Source organism: Gordonia sp. L191 (assembly GCF_030077625.1).
Lineage (GTDB): Bacteria > Actinomycetota > Actinomycetes > Mycobacteriales > Mycobacteriaceae > Gordonia > Gordonia polyisoprenivorans_A.
Window position 1 is genome coordinate 1,837,219 of record NZ_CP125996.1, and the last position, 16,113, is coordinate 1,853,331.

Here is a 16,113-nt window from a genome sequence, read left to right on the forward strand (position 1 = left end):
CAGCCCGGACGGTCACGAAACGATCACGGCGCCGTGCTGCACGCTCGCCGGTACCGGGCCGCCACGCGTTCGTGGTGTTCGGCGACGCCGGCCAGCTCGTCCCGCAATGCGTCCGGCGAGAGCACCGTGAAGTCGGAGTCGAAGGCGTGCAACCAGCGGGCGATCGAGGTGAGCGACGTGGAGAACAGGGTCAGTTCGCAGGTCTGCTCATCGCCGGATTCCAGGGTGCCCCACGCATCGGAGACCATCGGGCCGATCGTCTCCACCGGGGCGTGGATGCGCACGCGGGCCGAGGATTTGCGGTACACCGCGCCCAGGCTGCGTTCGAGGAACCGAGACGCGCCGCCTTCGGGGAGCTCGCGCGGGGTGAACCGGGGGCCGGTCGGGATCTTGGGCACCATCCGGTCCACCCGGAACGAGCGCCAATCGTCGCGGCCGAGGTCGAACGCGATGAGATACCAACGCATTCCGTTGCGCACCAACCGGTACGGCTCGGCCTCGCGCCGCGACTCGGTCCCGTCGCCACGCCGATAGTCGAACCGCAGCCGCTCGTGCCGATGACACGTCGCCGCGATGTCGGTGAGAACGTCGGCCGACACCGTCGCCTGGCCCCGGGTCTGGGGTACGGCCTCCAGCGACAGCGAATCCAGGCGATGGCGCAAACGCGAGGGCATGACCTGACGCAACTTGGTCAGCGCACCGGCCGAGGCCTCCGCCATGTCGGACACCGGACCGGTCGTGACCGCGTCGAGTCCGAGGGCCACCGCCAGCACCTCCTGGTCGTCGAGGAGCAGCGGCGGCATCTCCGCACCTGCGCCGAGCCGATACCCACCGCCGACACCGACGGTTGCGTCGACCGGATAGCCGAGCTCGCGCAGCTTGTCGACGTCGCGTCGGACGGTGCGCGTGGTGATCTCGAGCCGGTCGGCGAGCTCCCGGCCCGACCACTCCCGTCTCGTCTGGAGCAGCGAGAGCAGGTGCAAGAGCCGAGCCGATGTTTCCAGCATGCGCTCATCTTGCCGGACATTGCGGACGGCGGGTGTCCTCGATAGGCGGAGACGTCGGTCTGCTCACGCCCCGCATTCGCTCGGGGTGATGAACGTGGTCGGGTCGGTGGTGTTGTCGAGCCACTTTCCGTAGGCGGTGCCACCGATCTGGTTGCGGAGGCGGCAGATGTCGGTGGTGGTTCGTCCGGCCACCTGATACACCGCGTAGATCGGATTGCCGTTGTCGTCGCGCGCCCGCAACGACGAGCAGGACCGGTCGGTGCGCAGGTAACTCGAACCGGGGAAGGCGGTGAGATAGCCCTGCACCTCGGCGGCGTAGTTCGACGGATCGACGGCATTGCCGACCACGACGATCCCGGTGCCGTCACACGCGGGGGTACTGATGGGTGTCGACAGGCCGAGATCGAAGGCGGCCCCGGCCGAGCCGGTGGGGGCCGCCGTGGCCACCGATGGCGTGGTCGGGGTCGGTGTGGCCTGGCTCGTGGTGTTGGGAGGCACCGCGGCGGTCGGTGTGGTGGTCAGGCTGGCGTCGGTGCCGTCGGCGACGGTGCGGGCCCCGTCGTCGGAGTCGCGCAACAGCACCCACGCGCCGGCCCCGATGCCGCCCGCGAGCAGCACAGCGATGACGACGAGGATCGCGAGCACGGGTGAGCGGCGTCGTGGCGTCTGCGGATAGTGCTGCGGCGCAAACGGATACGGCTCGAAGCGGGGGGCGCCGGAGGCGGCGGCGATCTCGGTTGGTGAGTACGACGCCGGGTTCACCCCGGGCTTGTCCATGGCGGCCGGGTTCACCCCGGTCGGTCGGTCGGTGGTGTGTCCGATCGGCGGTCTCGTGTGCGGGGCGAGCGTCGCGGGTGCCGCCGACGTGCCGGGGAATGGCGCACCGGGAGATGACGCGCTCGGGGATGCGAGGGCGGCACGCGCCGCGTCGATCAGTGCACCGGCACTCGGGTACCGGTCGTGTGGGTTCTTGGCCATCCCGCGGGCGATGACCGGATCGAGCGCCGTACCGGTCCGCGGCGGTTCGGCCGTGAGGTGGGCGGCGATGAGTCGCTCGAGGTTGGCCGCAGATGCGAAAGGTTGTGTCCCGGCAACGCATTCATAGAGCACGCAGGCCAGTGCGTAGATGTCGCCGGCCGCGCCGACCTCGTCGGCGCCGAAGCGTTCGGGTGCCATGTAGCCGAACGACCCGATGGCGGTGCCCGCGGTGGTCAACCGTGTGTCGGCGGCGCCCTGGGCCAGCCCGAAATCGGCCAGATAGGTGAAGTCACGGGCATCGACGAGCACGTTGTCGGGTTTGACGTCGCGGTGCACCAGGCCGTCGAGGTGTGCTGCGTCGAGGGCGTCGGCGACCTGTCCGAGAATGGCCACCGCCCTCTCCGGTGCCAGTGTTGCCTGTTCGACCAGCATCGCGCGCAGGTCGCGGCCGGTCACCAGGCGCATGTCGATGAACAGCAGCCCGTCGATCTCGCCCCAGTCATGGATCGGGACGACGTGGGGGTCGTTGATCCGCGCGGCGACCCGTGACTCCCGCAGGAATCGGTCGCGGAACACCTGATCGTCGGCGAACTCGGGATTGAGCAGCTTGAGCGCGACCGTACGTCCCTTGCGGGTGTCGGTGGCGCGGTAGACCTGACCCATCCCGCCCCGGCCCAGCAGTTCTTCGATGGCATAGTGCCCGAGCGTGGTCCCGGTCCGGTCGTCGATGGCGCTCATTTCGATCGTCCGCCTACACCGCGAGGGGATGCCGGTTGAAGAACTGCCAGATCAAGGTCGTGGCCGAGACGCTGTCGCTGACGCCGGTCCGTCCCCGGTGGGCCGACGATCCGGGCCACACGTGGGCTCCGCCGGTGATGCGGTAGTGCGAGACTTCGCTGCCGACCGACCGGCACAACGGCCAGAGGAACTGCGTGACAGCCGAATTGACGGGGATCTCCAGAGGCGTCGGTATGCATCCGTTGCGCGCCGCCCACGACCGCACGACGTCGAAGATCGGCGCGTAGTGGCCGCCGAGCCGGGTGCCGCCACCGTAGTGGATCGTGGCGTCGGCGGTGCCATGGAAGTCGATGATCGATGCGGGCGTCTTGGACGCCGAGCAGCCGCGCAGGCTCTGGTCGTAGATGGCTCCGTTGACGATGGCGTAGGCGGCGAACTGACCCGGCATCCGGCACGCGAGCATCGACACCAACCCGCCACCGTTGGATCTGCCGACCGCATAGGTGCGGCTGCGGTCGACGCAGGTCGTCGCCCGCACCTCGCGAAGGATCGGCGCGGTGAACGCGATGTCGTCGGCCCGCGGGGAGGAGTACGGCGCGCCCTGCCAGGACAATGTGCCATCGGACCCGCGCAAGCCGTCGGGGTAGACCACCACCGCCGGTAACGCCGACAGACCGGTGTAGCGCTCAAACGTCGTCGGCGCCTCGGTGTGGCCCGGGAACGCGAGGATCAGCGGCATCGGGGTGCGCCCGGTGTATCCCGCGGGCAGATGCACCCGGTACGTCCGTGTCACACCCCCGACATCGGTGGTGCGGACGGTGTTCGCCGGAGCGTCGGCCCGTGGTGCGCATGCCGCGACCGGGGAGGCGTCGGCGGGAGCGGCGTGCGCGGGCGCCCCGGACGCGGTGAGTAGAGCGGCGGTGACGGTCAGAATGCCCACCACCAGCATCGTGACGATCGACCCTGACCACCTGCTCGCTACCCGCACCCGTGCAAGGATAGGACATCTCCGGCACGCGTCCGTCCCGGATGCCGGTGTCCGAGAAGCACTCGCGGGGCCGTTTGTCGCCGTGCGCGAACCCGGCGGTCACGACGGCGCCACCGGGGTAGCGTCGAAGCCGCCCGTGACGGTCCGGCGCGTTCGACGCCCTTGTCCTTCCTCGGGCGCCCTCGACCAGCCCGCGAATCGGAGACCTTCATGCCCACGACGTCCATCGACCACACCACGTTGACCCCGGACCTGATCGGTGAGTGGGCCGCCTTGCGGGCGTTGGCCGACGACATCGGTGAGCGGTGGACGCAGCCGTCGATCCTGCCGGGCTGGACCAACGCCGACATCATCGCGCACATCATCGGGACCGAGAGCATGCTCGACGGCCGTGATGTCGAGGCACCCGCAGGTCTCACCGATCTCGACCACGTGCGCAATCCGATCGGCGAATTCAACGAGAAGTGGGTCGAACACTTCCGGGGGCGACCCGCCGACGAGGTACTCGCCGCCTTCGACGAGATCATCGCGGTGCGCAGTGCCGCGTTGTCGGCGATGTCGCAGTCGGATTTCGACGTTGCGGCGGCCACTCCGGCGGGCCCGGACACCTACGGTCGATTCATGCGAATTCGGTTGTTCGACTGCTGGATTCACGAGGTCGACCTCCGCGACGGCACCATCGGCGGCAGTCCGTCGACGGCACCGGTGGCCTGGGTGCTCGATGAGGTCGCGGCGTCGTTGCCGTTCGTGGTCGGTAAGCGCGCCAAGGCGCCCGCCGGAAGCGCCGTCGCGTTCGAGATCACCGGCGCTGCACCGCGGACCGTGCGCATCGCCGTCGCCGACCGGGCAGGCCTCGTCGAGGCCTTCGACGGTGGTGACGACGCCGCCGACGTGGTGCTCGAACTCGATGCCGTCAATCTGGTCCGGCTCGCCGGTGGCCGGCGCAGCGCCGATCCGTCGGCGGTGAAGGTTCGCGGCGATCAGGAGCTGGGGCAAGCGATCCTGGGCTCCCTCAACTACATGATCTGATCTACACGATCTGATCCTCGGCGGTCTCCTCGCGGCTGCCGCCGGAGGCGCGCGGTGGATCGTGGGGTGCCTGCCCGGACCCGAATGCCCTGGCCTCGTCGCCGGCGATCACGCGCGCCGGAAGCGGATCGCTGAGGAGTCGCCGGACGAGTGTCGGAGAGGGATCGAGGGGGCCGTCGCTGCCCGCGATGACCACGTTGCCGGTGCGCCGGCCCTTGAACATCGCCGGGTCGGCGATCAGGGCGATGTGGTCGAAGACCTCGGCGAGTGCGGCGGCGTCGGCGCGCACGCGACCGAGATCACGGGTGTCGCCGCAGTTGGCCAGGTACAGACCATTCGGTGTGAGGACCCGCTTGACGGCATGCGTGAACTCCACCGTCGTCAGATGTGTTGGGGTGCGGTCGGATTCGAATGCGTCCCGGATGATCACTTCTCGAGTGTCGGGCTGGAGTGACTCCAGCACCGCGCGTGCGTCACCGACGCGGATGCGTAGACGCGGTGCGCGCGGCAGGTCGAACCACTCGCGGACGAGACGCGCCAGCTCGGCATCGATCTCGACCGCGACGTGTCGTGACTGCGGAAAGGTCGACGCGAGATAGCGGGGGAGCGCGCATGCGGCGCCGCCGAGGTGGAGGACGGAGAGCTTCGCCTGCGTGGGGTGGCGGTCCTCGATGACGGCCGCCATCTGTCGTAGGTACTCGAAATCCAGCACACGCGGATCGTCGTCGATGTGCGAGCTGTGTGTGCCGTTGATCTGCAGGAGCCATCCGCCCGAGATGGGGTCCGGGGCCAGCTCGGCCACGCCGGTGTCGATCGGATAGGTGCCCGCGACGGGAACGGGGCGGGGGCGTGCCATCACGGCGTGAGTGTATCGGGCAAGGGTGGGCCGCCGTGGGTGCTGTGTCCGCGGGTAGCGTGACCACCGTGAATCTGTTGCTCCTGTCGCTGGGTTTCGGGGCCGTGCCCGGTTTCCTGTCGGACACCACGGGAAAAGCGCTGTCGGAGTTGCAGATCGGGTATCTCGATGACGCGCGGATCCCCTATGCCGGCCAGCCGGGTGTGCGCGCCGAACGTGACCGCCTGACGGCCGCCGGGTATGGGGTCGTGGACCTCTCGGCAGCGCGGCAGGATCTCGAGGAGTTCGCCACCACGCTCGACCGGGTCGACGCGGTGTACGTGGCCGGAGGGAACACCTTCGCCTTGCTGTGGGCGCTGCGTCGGGCGGGCGCGGGGGATCTGCTCGCCGAGCGGGTACGAGCGTCGTTGCCCTGCATCGGATGCAGCGCCGGCGCGGTGGTGGTGGGTCCGACCATCGCGCCGGTGGAAGGCCTCGACGATCCGGCCGAGGCACCGGGTCCGGTCGATCCGCGCGGTCTGGAACTCATCGACACGGTGGTGCTCCCGCATGCCGACGGCCAGTTCCCGGTGTATCCCGCCGACGTGATCGAGTCGGTGCGCCGCAAGTACGAGTCGCGCCACCGCGTGACCCCGCTCGCCGACGACCAGGCTCTCTTGGTGCGTGGCGAGCAGCAGACCGTTGTGGCATCGGACTACTGATGCGGGGGTCACTCTGATGCGGGCATGGAGGTGGTGGGCCGCTGCAGTCCGGCCTTCGCCGACAGGGTTACTGGTCGGATACCTGTTGGACCGTGCGCTCGGCGACCCGAGACGTGGGCACCCGGTTGCCGCTATCGGTTCTCTCGCCTTCGCGCTGCAACGACATACGTACGCCGACAGCCGGATCGCCGGCAGCGCACACTGTGCGCTGTGTGTGGGTTCTATCGGAGTGGTCGGGGCACTCGCGGCCCGCCCACTCGCCGCGAATGGCACGGCGCGAACACTGCTCACCGCCGCGGTGACGTGGGCCGTACTGGGTGGGACCACCCTCATCCGCGTCGGTGACGACGTGGCCGACTGTCTCGAGTCCGACGATGTGCCGGGCGCGCGGGAACTCATACCGAGCTTGTGTGGCCGCGACCCAGATGCACTCGACGAACCCGGGATCTGTCGCGCTGCACTGGAATCGGTGGCCGAGAACACTTCCGATGCCACCGTGGGAGCGCTGGTCTGGGGTGCTGTGGCCGGTGTTCCCGGCCTCCTCGTCTATCGGACCGCGAACACACTGGATGCGATGATCGGTCATCGAAATGCCCGCTACAACCGTTTCGGTTGGGCTGCAGCACGATTCGATGATGCGCTCAACATCCTGCCGGCCCGGATCGCGGGGGTGCTCGTCGTGGCCGCCGGGCCTGATCGACGGGGTGCAGTGCGCGCGTGGAAGTGCGATGCATCGGCACATCCGAGCCCCAACGCGGGTGTCGTGGAGGCGAGTTTCGCCGGAGCTCTCGGCATCCGTCTCGGCGGTATCACGGTCTACCCGCACCGCACCGAGAACCGACCCACCCTCGGCGACGGGCGGGCTCCGACCTCCGCGGATCTCCGTGCCGCCCTGGCCTTGTCCCGACAGGTGCAAGTCGGCGCGCTCGCCACCGCCATGGCCATAGCCTGGTGGCGCGCTCGACGCTCGTGATCTGATGTTCGGCTGTCGGGGGTTTCGAGGCCTCGTCGCTGGCGCTCCTGCGCACCTCGACCATCGGGAGGGGGCTTCCTCGCCGGGCGGAGGCGCTCCTTGATCGGGAGGAGGCCTCCCTTGATCGGTGGTCGAGGTGTCGAGGAGCGTTAGCGACGAGCGTCGAGACCTGTTGCACCGCTGCTGGTTTCCGACCCAGGACCGAAGCACGTGACGGTCTAGAACCCGCAGTCGCCGAGCAGTTGGGCGAGTCGGGTGTCGACCGGCGAGTCCGGGTTGGGATCAGGGTGGAGGATTTCGACGAGGTCGTAGTAGCCGTGTCCGATCGGGACCTGGCTGCGGCGGATTCGGTTGGTGGGCAGCATCGAGTCCCGGTCGTCGCGTGTGGCGAGATCGGTATCAGCACTGGCAGCGGCCTGTGGTGGGTCGGGTGGTGGATGCAACTCCGCGCGCACTGTGTCGAGGGTTGCGCGGAAGGTGGCCCCGACATCGGGGAGTGCGTTGGTGCGTTTCGGGTTCGGTTCGGCCGCGCCGACGGGGGTGTTGTTGCGCCACCAGCACCGTCCGGCCCACGGCCCGTCCCGATATATCCCGGTGGTGAATTGTCCGGGTTTGTCGCCGACCATCCGGTTGTGTTTGCCGCAGGCGGGGGCGAGGTCACCGATGTTGGTGAGTCCGCCTTTCGTATGATCTTTGGTGGCGTGATGAATTTCGACGTGCGCGGCGGGTTGGGTGCATCCGGGATACGAGCAGTACTCGCCACCGTCTTTGGCGAACAACGCGATCCGTTGGCCTTGACTCGCCAACCGGGCGCGACCCAAATACAGGGGCAGGCGGGTGTGGTCGTCGAACACCGCCAGCCAGGGTTGGCTGTGGGCGGCCAATGCGATGACATCGGTGATCGGCAGCAGGGTGCCGGTCGCCGTGACGCCCATCCCGGTTTGGGCGATCAACTCTGACAGAGATGCTTTGATGATCAGGTGCGGTGGTAGTCCGCGATGCGATTGGGGGCCGAGACCGACATCGAGTCCGGCGCGTAGGACTGCTTCCAGGGCGTCGTGGTTGCGTTGGACCTGGTCACGGTGATCGCGGGCTGCGGCAGCCGCCAACGCGTCGGGATCAGCGTCGTCGCGACTGCCGGTCGGCGACTCCGGGTCGGCGGGATTGTTCATTCCTGGGGCTGCCCATGCGGCGAGTACTGCTTCGAGGTGTGCGGTGAGAGTCGGGGTCATTTGTCCGGTCAGGCCACTCATTTTTTGGGCGTTCTGGCGCCCGATGCGGATGTGGCGGTGGCGTTGCCGATCAGCATCGTCGGTCAACTCACCGTCGGGGTCGAGGTGCGCCAACACCCGTGCCCCCAAGATCCGCAGATCAGACGGGGGTGTGGGTGCGGGCGAACCCGGCCATCGTGGCGGCGGCCGACATTTTCTCGTCGAACGGCACTGTCGCGGGGACACGGTCCAACACATCGATCACCACTGCGGCATGCGAAGGGCCGGCCGCTCCGGAGGCCATCGCTTCGGCCAACGCCGGATATTTCGGGGCGGCGACCTCGCCGGTGAAGGTGTGGAAGGTGGCGGTCGCTGTGAGTTGTTTCCACCGCCGCCACGGTTCCGACACACGCAACAAGCCGATGATGGCGTCGGTGATCGACCCGAACCCGTATTCGCGGGCCAGATGGCGGTCGGAGAATTCGACGATCTGCCGATCCCCTTGGACGGTGACGCGGGTGATCAACTGTTCGGTGGATTGGGCAACCGACACCAGGTCATCGTTGGACAGACCGGTCACATCATCAGTGGCCAACGAATCGACCAAGCGGTGGGCGAGGGCAAGTTTCTGGGTGGTCGACAACCCGGACACGTCGGGCAGTGCGGTGTCGACCATCATTGCTCACCCCCCGGCGATAAGCGCACATGTGTTTGTGTGCTGTTGTGTTCGAGTATATGCCGGGTTTGTCGGGTTGGCAAGAGGTTGTCGAGAGTTTTTTCGGATGGGTTTGGTGGTGGGTTCCAGCGTCGGTTCGGCAGGGTCTCGAGGCTCGGCGCCTGGGGCGCCTCGCACCTCGACCATCGATGGGGAAGCGTCTCGGCCGTCGATCGGGAAGGACCTCGACCACCGATCGGGGAAGGGCCTGGGGCGCCTCGCACCTCGACCACCGATCGGGGAAGGGCCGTCGATGGGACCGCGCACCCCTGCCGCTGACCGGGAAGTATCCGGTGAAGCGGGGGCCTCAGCCGCCGTAGCGTTCGGTGAGTTTGTCGCGCACCGTGGACGACAAGTGCTCGGTGTCGGGTCCGACGCCGATGCCGGCGGGCGATTGCTCGTCGATGTCGTCGGGGTCGACCGGGGCGGGCGCGGTGGTTGTTCCGGCTGCTGCGCGCAGTTCCTCGCGCACGCGTTTGCGGCGTTCGGATCGCGTCAGCAGATGTGGGGCCGTCTCGGGTTGTGCGGCACCGTTGAGTCCGGAGGTGTCGTCGGGGGACGTCGGGTCGGGACCGGCGGCGGCCTCGGCCGCGTGGGCTTTCTTGGCGGCGGAAGCTCGTCGACGTTGACGAATTTCGGAGTAGATGAAGTATCCGGCTCCCAGCGGTGCCATCACACCGAAGGCCAGCCATTGCAGGCCGTAGGAGAGGTAGGGGCCCGAATCCAGTTGTGGCAGTGGGATCTCGCCGAGTGAGCCGGGTTGATTCGGCGACAGCTGCAGATAGAACGGGTCCATCGGGGTGCCGGTCGCCTTGGCCAGCTGGGTCGGGTCGACCGTGTACATGGTCAGCGCGTTGCCCTCGGCCCGCGCGCCGCGGCCTTCTGACGTGCCCTCCGAAGCCCGGATGCGGGCGTTGATGGTCGTCTCGCCTGTCGGGGGCGCAGGGATCGCGGGCGTGTTGCTCTGATCCGGGCGAACGTAGCCGCGATCGATCGCCAGGACGCGATCGGTGCCCGCGATGCGGAACGGGGTGAGGACCTCGATGGCCGGCCGCTCGTCGACCGAACGCAGGCGGACGAGGGCCTGGTCGTTGACGAGGTAGGTTCCGGTCATCGTCACCTCGCGCCACTCGGTGGAGGGAACGAATCCCTTTCCGGCGGGCGCCACCTCGTTGATCGGTACCGGGGCGGTACCGACGGCACTCTTGATCAGATGGTTGCGCTCGGACGTTGCGGAGTTCTTCCCGAGCTGCCACGGCGCCAGCACCATGAAACATGCCGCCGCGAATGCGGCGACAACGATGATCAGGGCGATCCACCCCGGTCGTACGTTTCGCAGCGCGCGCATGGGACAACGGTACCCAGTGCGCAACCACCGCAGCAGCCCCGGCTGCATCTGATGTCGGTATGCCGGATTCGGCCGTGACGTGCGCCGCAGTACCCGATCACGGCAGCACCGGCGACGGCTCAGCCAGTGGCGTCGTCGAGGTGTTCGCGGGCCCACTGGAGCAGGCCCGGTACCGCGGCCTCGATCTGCTCGCGGGTGACGGCGAAATCGTCGGCGTTGCCGTAGTACGGGTCGGACAGATCGAGATCGTCGCCTGCGTCGGGATCGAAGCTGCGCAACAGTCGGGTGCGCTCACCGAGTCGTTTGCGCTCGAGTTCCTTGACGTGTCCGGCGTCGGCGGCGACGAACAGGTCGGCACCGATGTGATCGGGCCCGAGCTGATCGGCGACGTGGGCGTCGGAGTAGCCGTGCGCCAGCAGCTCCGTGCGCGCGCGGTTGTCGGCCGCCTCGCCGACATGCCAGCCGCTCGTCCCGCAGCTGCTCACCTCGACGCGGTCGGCGAGCCCCGCGTCGTGCAGCGATTTGGCAAAGATGTTCTGCGCCATCGGCGACCGGCAGATGTTGCCGGTGCAGACGAAACAGATGTGTAGTTGATCAGACACCGAGTACCTCGCGCAGATCTGACATCGAATCGACGCTCCATGCAGCAGCGTCGCGCTCCCCGGCCAGAGCGTAACCCCATCCGACGAGGATCGTCGGGATGCCGAATCGGGCTGCGCCCTCGACATCGTGGGATCGGTCGCCGATCATCACCGCCGGACGAGAGGGTCGGTGTGTGTGCGGGTCGAGCGATATGTCCAATTGTGCCAGTGCGTGGGCGATCACGTCGGGTTTGTGACGGCGGGTTCCGTCGTCGCTGGCCCCGGCGATGACACGGAAGTGGCCGGCGAGGCCGAAATGGCCGAGGATGGCGCGCGCGGTCGTCTGGTTCTTCGACGTCGCCACGGCCAGCGTCCGACCCGACGCGCCGAGATCACCCAGAAGTGTGTCCATGCCGTCGAACACCGAGTTCTCCAGCCAGCCGACGTCGGTGTAGCGGGCACGATAGGCGCGCATCGCCTCATCCGCGGTGGCTTCGTCGAGGCCGAGCTCGCGCAAGGTGTCGATCATCGGCGGTCCGGCGATCCCGGCCACCACCGCCTCGGGTGCCGGTGGCGCGCCGACAGCGGTCAGGGCGTGCCGAAAACTGTTGGCGATCCCGGTGAAACTGTCGGTGATCGTCCCGTCGAGATCGACGAGCAGAACGGTGTCGGGATCAGTGGGGTCTGGTCGGGACATCACCAACCCATGGTGCACGTAGGCTCACTCGGTATGACATCCGGGCTGCATGCGCTCGACCGGCACGGCGACCGGGACAGCACCGTGGGCATGCTGGATTTCGCCGTCAACGTGCGCGGAGCCGCACCGCCGTTCGTGCAGGCGGCCATCGCCTCCACCCTCGACGACCTGGCCCGATACCCGACGACCGACCAGACCGATCACACCACAGGGATCATCGCCGACCTGCACGGCCGTCCCACTGACGAGGTGATGCTCCTCGCCGGCGCCTCCGACGGATTCGAGCTGCTGCCGAAACTGGGTGCGGCACATGTGGCCCTGGTGCAGCCGTCGTTCACCGAACCGGAACTCGTGTTGCGGGCCGCGGGGATTCCGATCACCCAGGTCATCGGCCGGCCCGACGCGCCGCTGGCAGAGCTGGCCGCCGACATCCCCGACGACGCCGACCTCGTGGTCGTCGGCAACCCCACGAACCCGACGTCGGTGCTGCACCCTGCGGAGTCGATCGCAGCGCTTCGACGTCCCGGACGCCTCGTCGTCGTCGACGAGGCGTTCGCCGATCTGACCCTCGATCCGGTGACCGGGGCGCGCGAGCCGCAGTCGCTGGCCGACCGGCGAGCCGACGACGTCATCGTGATGCGCAGTGTCACCAAGACTTTCGGACTGGCCGGACTGCGTGCCGGTTACCTGCTCGCGGCGCCCGAGGTGATCGAACGGGCAGCGGCGGGGCGCCGCGCCTGGCCACTGTCCACGCCTGCGCTCGCCGCGCTGGCCGCCTGCTGTGGAACCGACGGGCAACGCTTCTGTTCCGAGCAGGCCGAGCTCGTCGCCATCGAACGCGACCATCTGCTCGCGCGACTCGCCGAGGTCGGAGTGATCCCGTGCGCGCCGCCCGCGGCGCCGTTCGTGCTCGTCGAGATGCCCGGTGCACTCGCGGTGCGAGAAAGCTTGCGAGACCAGGGGATCGCCGTGCGCAGTTGCGCGAACTTCGTCGGACTGACCGACGACCACCTGCGGTTGGCGGTGCGCCCGGCGGCGCAGGTCGACCGGCTGGTCACGGCGCTCGACCGGGCGCGAGAGGAGATCACCGTTGGCAGCGCATGAGCACACGGGTCACGGTCCGATCGAGGTGACTGTCGCCGACGTGGTGGCGGTGCTGGAGGCCGCGTATCCGCCGCGCCTGGCGGAGAGCTGGGACGCCGTCGGGCTCGTATGCGGAGACCCGAGCGAACCGGCCGGGCCGGTCCTGGTGTGCGTCGACGTCACCGACGACGTGGTCACCACGGCATGCGCGCAGGGTTACCGGATGATCGTGGCACACCACCCGTTGCTGCTCCGGGGTGTGGAGTCGGTTGCTGCCGACACACCCAAGGGCCGCATCGTCCACCGACTCATCAGGGCCGGTATCGCCCTGTTCACCGCCCACACCAACGCCGACAAGGCCGATCCCGGTGTGTCCGACGCGCTCGCCGCCGCACTCGGACTCCGTGAGGTCGCGCCCATCGACCCCGAACCGCTGCCGCCCGTCGACAAGTGGGTGGTGATGGTGCCCGAGGGCAACGCCGAACAGGTCAGCGAGGCCATGTTCGCAGCAGGAGCCGGAGCGATCGGCGACTACCGCGACTGCGCGTGGTCGGTGGTCGGCGTCGGCCAGTTCGAGCCGAAACCTGGTGCCAACCCGACCATCGGTGAGATCGGGCAGCGTGAACGCGTGGACGAAGCGCGCGTGGAGATGGTTGCCGCCCGAGGGCTGCGAACCGCGGTCCTCGCCGCATTGCGCGACTCCCACCCGTACGAGGAACCTGCCTTCGACATCCTCGAACTCGCCGCGATCCCGTCGGCGCTCGGTCTCGGCCGCGTCGGTGTGCTGACCGAACCGATGACCGTGGCGCAGTTCGCGCAACGCGCGGCCCACGCGCTGCGTACGCCATGGGGCGTGCGTGCCACCGGCCCGGCCGACCGACAGATCAGGACGGTCGCGGTCTGCGGCGGCGCCGGTGATTCCCTGCTGGCCTCCGTCGCCCGGCTCGGCGTCGACGCCTATCTGACCGGCGACCTCCGCCATCATCCGGTGGACGAGGCGCTGCGGTCCGGCGGCCCGGTGCTCCTCGACGCCGGGCACTGGGCCACCGAGTTCCCCTGGTGCCGGCAGGCCGCCGAACGGATCACTGCCGCCACCGGATGTGTGGCGGAGTGCCACGACGAACCCACCGATCCGTTCACCGTGCACACGTCGGCCTGACACGGCGCGTACCGTAAACGTTCACCGCCCGGTGCAACGGCGCGCCGTGACTCACCCGGCTCACCCGACCACCGATTCCCCCAGTGCACGAGGAGACACCCGATGAAGGTCGATGCCGGACGGCAACGACTCCTGCTCGAACTCGCCGACGTCGACGCCGGCCTGGCCCGACTCGACCATCGAGTCGGCAACCTGCCCGAGGACGCCGAGATCGCCGAGACGGTCACCGCCATCGAGGCCGCCCGCGACGACCTCGTGCGCGCGGAGATCGCCGCGGAGGATCTCGACCGCGAGTACCGCCGCATGGATGGTGAGATCACCGGCATGCGAGATCGGGAACAGAAGGACTCGGCCCAGATGACCGCCGGTGGCCTTGCGCCGAAGGCGTTGTCGGAGTTGCAACATGAGCTGACCGGATTGGGTCGGCGCCGGCAGGTCCTCGAGGACGACATGCTCGAACTGATGGAACGCCAAGAGGCACTCGGGTCCGAACGTGATCGGGCATCGGCGACCATCGCCCATCTCGAGCAGCAACTCGCCGAGCTGCGCGGTCGTCGGGAAGAGGCCGTGACCGCGGTGGACGCCGACAAGGAGGCGCTGGCGGCGCGGCGTACCCAGATCGTCGCCGAGGTGCCCGACGAACTGCTCCCGATCTACGAACGCCAGCGCAGCGCGGGCAAGGTCGGCGCGGGGCTGCTCCGCGCCCGCCGATGTGGCGCCTGCCGAATGGAACTCGATCGCGGGACGCTCTCCGGGATCGCCGCCGCGCCCGACGACGAGGTGATCCGCTGTGAGGAGTGCGGGGCGATCCTGATCCGCACCCACGAGTCGGGACTGTGACCACCCCCTCCGGGAACACCCCCGCAACACCGTCGTGGCAGGGCCAAATGGCCGCCCCGACCCGCATCGTGTTGGTCCGTCACGGTCAGACCGCGCTGTCGGTGGACCGGCGGTACTCGGGGCGTGGCAACCCGCCACTGACCGACCTGGGAAAGACGCAGGCGCTGCGCGCGGCACAGCGGGCGGCGTCCGAACAGCCGATCGCTGCGGTCGTCAGCTCGCCTCTGGACCGGGCCAGGCAGAGCGCGCAGGCGATCACCGACCTCGTCGGCGGCCAGGTGGTGGCCGAGGACGACCTCATCGAGAACGACTTCGGTGCATGGGAGGGACTGACCTTTTCCGAGGCCAAGGCTCGCGACCCCGAGGTCCACGCCCGGTGGCTCGGTGACGAGTCGGTGCCCGCGCCCGGTGGGGAGAGCTTCATCCAGACCGCCCAGCGGGTGATCGCCGCCAAGGACCGTCTGCTGCAGCGCTATCCGGGTCAAACCGTCGTCGTCGTCAGTCACGTCACCCCGATCAAGTCCCTGCTGCGCCACGCCCTCGACGTAGGACCGCAACTGTTGTTCCGGCTACACCTCGACCTGGCGTCGGTGTCGGTGGCCGAGTTCTTTCCCGACGGCGGCGCTGTCGTCCGCTGCGTCAATGACACGGCGCACCTTCGGTGAAGTGACACCTCACACCTTCGGTGAAGTGACGCGGCGCACCTTCGGTGAAGTCAGACCTCGCATCGTGGCCGACACCCCGGACGCTATCCTGTGAGGGCGAACGAGTCGGCCGGGCGGCCGCGGCGCGTGGGACAGCCAGTCACTGGAAACGCCACGCGCCGAGGAAAGTCCGGACTCCGCAGAGCAGGGTGGTTGTCAACGGCAACCCGGGGCGACCCGCGGGACAGTGCCACAGAGAACAGACCGCCGGCCGCAAGGCCGGTAAGGGTGAAACGGTGCGGTAAGAGCGCACCAGCGATGCGGGTGACCGCGTCGGCTCGGTAAACCCCACCCGGAGCAAGGCCGAAGCACGGACCGCTTGCGGTGCGTGTGCGCGGACGTGATGAGGGCTGCTCGCCCCAGTCCGCGGGTGGGCCGCTCGAGGTACCCGGCGACGGTGTGCCCAGATGGATGGTCGCCACCGACCTCACGGTCGGGACAGGATCCGGCTTACACGCCGACTCGTTCGCCCCCCTCCGACACCCCGGCGTCATCGTCGGCCCTG

Annotated in this window: 14 protein-coding genes, 1 other RNA gene and 1 pseudogene; 8 read left to right on the forward strand and 8 right to left on the reverse strand. The window is 68.7% G+C overall.

Annotated features, from left to right (window positions below; translation table 11 throughout):
• Positions 1–23: 23 nt before the first annotated feature.
• From QNM97_RS08245 to QNM97_RS08255, 3 genes are all read right to left on the reverse strand, one after another.
• Positions 24–1,007: a helix-turn-helix transcriptional regulator gene (locus tag QNM97_RS08245; protein ID WP_283822325.1), complete on the reverse strand. Its 984-nt coding sequence runs from the start codon at positions 1,005–1,007 to the stop codon at positions 24–26.
• 63 nt (positions 1,008–1,070) lie between these two features.
• Positions 1,071–2,723 carry a protein kinase domain-containing protein gene (locus QNM97_RS08250; protein ID WP_283822326.1) on the reverse strand — a complete coding sequence of 551 codons (1,653 nt, stop codon included), beginning with the start codon at positions 2,721–2,723 and terminating at the stop codon, positions 1,071–1,073.
• 13 nt (positions 2,724–2,736) lie between these two features.
• Entirely contained in the window at positions 2,737–3,672 is a 936-nt protein-coding gene (locus tag QNM97_RS08255) for a CE1 family esterase (RefSeq protein WP_283823139.1), read from the reverse strand.
• A 249-nt stretch (positions 3,673–3,921) separates the two neighbouring features.
• On the opposite strand from QNM97_RS08255, the gene QNM97_RS08260 reads away from it, so the two are divergent.
• On the forward strand, positions 3,922–4,740 hold the full coding sequence (locus QNM97_RS08260) for a maleylpyruvate isomerase family mycothiol-dependent enzyme (protein WP_283822327.1): 819 nt from the start codon (positions 3,922–3,924) through the stop codon (positions 4,738–4,740).
• Between the two features lies 1 nt (position 4,741).
• Here the strand turns inward: QNM97_RS08260 and QNM97_RS08265 are convergent, their stop codons facing one another.
• Positions 4,742–5,596, reverse strand: a complete 855-nt coding sequence (locus tag QNM97_RS08265; protein WP_283823140.1) for a spermidine synthase — start codon at positions 5,594–5,596, stop codon at positions 4,742–4,744.
• Positions 5,597–5,664: 68 nt separating this feature from the next.
• Between QNM97_RS08265 and QNM97_RS08270 the strand changes: the two genes are divergently transcribed.
• Both QNM97_RS08270 and QNM97_RS08275 read left to right on the forward strand, forming a co-directional pair.
• Entirely contained in the window at positions 5,665–6,297 is a 633-nt protein-coding gene (locus QNM97_RS08270; protein ID WP_283822328.1) for a Type 1 glutamine amidotransferase-like domain-containing protein, read from the forward strand.
• 16 nt (positions 6,298–6,313) lie between these two features.
• On the forward strand, positions 6,314–7,270 hold the full coding sequence (locus QNM97_RS08275) for a cobalamin biosynthesis protein (protein ID WP_283822329.1): 957 nt from the start codon (positions 6,314–6,316) through the stop codon (positions 7,268–7,270).
• A 218-nt stretch (positions 7,271–7,488) separates the two neighbouring features.
• Here the strand turns inward: QNM97_RS08275 and QNM97_RS08280 are convergent.
• From QNM97_RS08280 to QNM97_RS08295, 4 genes and pseudogenes are all read right to left on the reverse strand, one after another.
• Positions 7,489–9,157: pseudogene (locus QNM97_RS08280) on the reverse strand (HNH endonuclease signature motif containing protein).
• 346 nt (positions 9,158–9,503) lie between these two features.
• Complete coding sequence (locus QNM97_RS08285) at positions 9,504–10,544, reverse strand: SURF1 family cytochrome oxidase biogenesis protein (RefSeq protein WP_283822330.1); 1,041 nt, start codon at positions 10,542–10,544, stop codon at positions 9,504–9,506.
• 119 nt (positions 10,545–10,663) lie between these two features.
• Complete coding sequence (locus tag QNM97_RS08290) at positions 10,664–11,146, reverse strand: low molecular weight protein-tyrosine-phosphatase (protein ID WP_283822331.1); 483 nt, start codon at positions 11,144–11,146, stop codon at positions 10,664–10,666.
• Positions 11,139–11,822, reverse strand: a complete 684-nt coding sequence (locus tag QNM97_RS08295) for an HAD hydrolase-like protein (protein WP_208791666.1) — start codon at positions 11,820–11,822, stop codon at positions 11,139–11,141. The genes QNM97_RS08290 and QNM97_RS08295 overlap by 8 nt, the downstream gene beginning before the upstream one ends.
• Before the next feature lie 33 nt (positions 11,823–11,855).
• Here QNM97_RS08295 and cobC point away from each other — a divergent pair, with 33 nt between their 5' ends.
• From cobC to rnpB, 5 genes are all read left to right on the forward strand, one after another.
• Positions 11,856–12,926, forward strand: coding sequence for an Rv2231c family histidinol phosphate aminotransferase CobC (gene cobC / locus QNM97_RS08300; protein ID WP_283822332.1), 1,071 nt, complete (start codon positions 11,856–11,858; stop codon positions 12,924–12,926).
• Positions 12,913–14,064 carry a Nif3-like dinuclear metal center hexameric protein gene (locus QNM97_RS08305; RefSeq protein ID WP_283822333.1) on the forward strand — a complete coding sequence of 384 codons (1,152 nt, stop codon included), beginning with the start codon at positions 12,913–12,915 and terminating at the stop codon, positions 14,062–14,064. The genes cobC and QNM97_RS08305 overlap by 14 nt, the downstream gene beginning before the upstream one ends.
• Positions 14,065–14,166: 102 nt before the next feature.
• Positions 14,167–14,904 carry a zinc ribbon domain-containing protein gene (locus QNM97_RS08310; RefSeq protein WP_283822334.1) on the forward strand — a complete coding sequence of 246 codons (738 nt, stop codon included), beginning with the start codon at positions 14,167–14,169 and terminating at the stop codon, positions 14,902–14,904.
• Positions 14,905–14,951: 47 nt separating this feature from the next.
• Positions 14,952–15,569 carry a histidine phosphatase family protein gene (locus QNM97_RS08315; RefSeq protein WP_283822335.1) on the forward strand — a complete coding sequence of 206 codons (618 nt, stop codon included), beginning with the start codon at positions 14,952–14,954 and terminating at the stop codon, positions 15,567–15,569.
• A 101-nt stretch (positions 15,570–15,670) separates the two neighbouring features.
• Positions 15,671–16,077: RNase P RNA component class A (rnpB, locus tag QNM97_RS08320), an RNA gene on the forward strand.
• Positions 16,078–16,113: the final 36 nt, after the last annotated feature.

Coding starts and splice junctions, on each gene's coding strand:
- QNM97_RS08295 (WP_208791666.1), bottom strand. CDS start 11,822: ATGTCCCGACCAGACCCCACTGATCCCGACACCGTTCTGCTCGTCGAT.
- cobC (WP_283822332.1), top strand. CDS start 11,856: ATGACATCCGGGCTGCATGCGCTCGACCGGCACGGCGACCGGGACAGC.
- QNM97_RS08265 (WP_283823140.1), bottom strand. CDS start 5,596: ATGGCACGCCCCCGCCCCGTTCCCGTCGCGGGCACCTATCCGATCGAC.
- QNM97_RS08245 (WP_283822325.1), bottom strand. CDS start 1,007: ATGCTGGAAACATCGGCTCGGCTCTTGCACCTGCTCTCGCTGCTCCAG.
- QNM97_RS08275 (WP_283822329.1), top strand. CDS start 6,314: ATGCGGGCATGGAGGTGGTGGGCCGCTGCAGTCCGGCCTTCGCCGACA.
- QNM97_RS08285 (WP_283822330.1), bottom strand. CDS start 10,544: ATGCGCGCGCTGCGAAACGTACGACCGGGGTGGATCGCCCTGATCATC.
- QNM97_RS08315 (WP_283822335.1), top strand. CDS start 14,952: ATGGCCGCCCCGACCCGCATCGTGTTGGTCCGTCACGGTCAGACCGCG.
- QNM97_RS08250 (WP_283822326.1), bottom strand. CDS start 2,723: ATGAGCGCCATCGACGACCGGACCGGGACCACGCTCGGGCACTATGCC.
- QNM97_RS08260 (WP_283822327.1), top strand. CDS start 3,922: ATGCCCACGACGTCCATCGACCACACCACGTTGACCCCGGACCTGATC.
- QNM97_RS08310 (WP_283822334.1), top strand. CDS start 14,167: ATGAAGGTCGATGCCGGACGGCAACGACTCCTGCTCGAACTCGCCGAC.
- QNM97_RS08255 (WP_283823139.1), bottom strand. CDS start 3,672: ATGCTGGTGGTGGGCATTCTGACCGTCACCGCCGCTCTACTCACCGCG.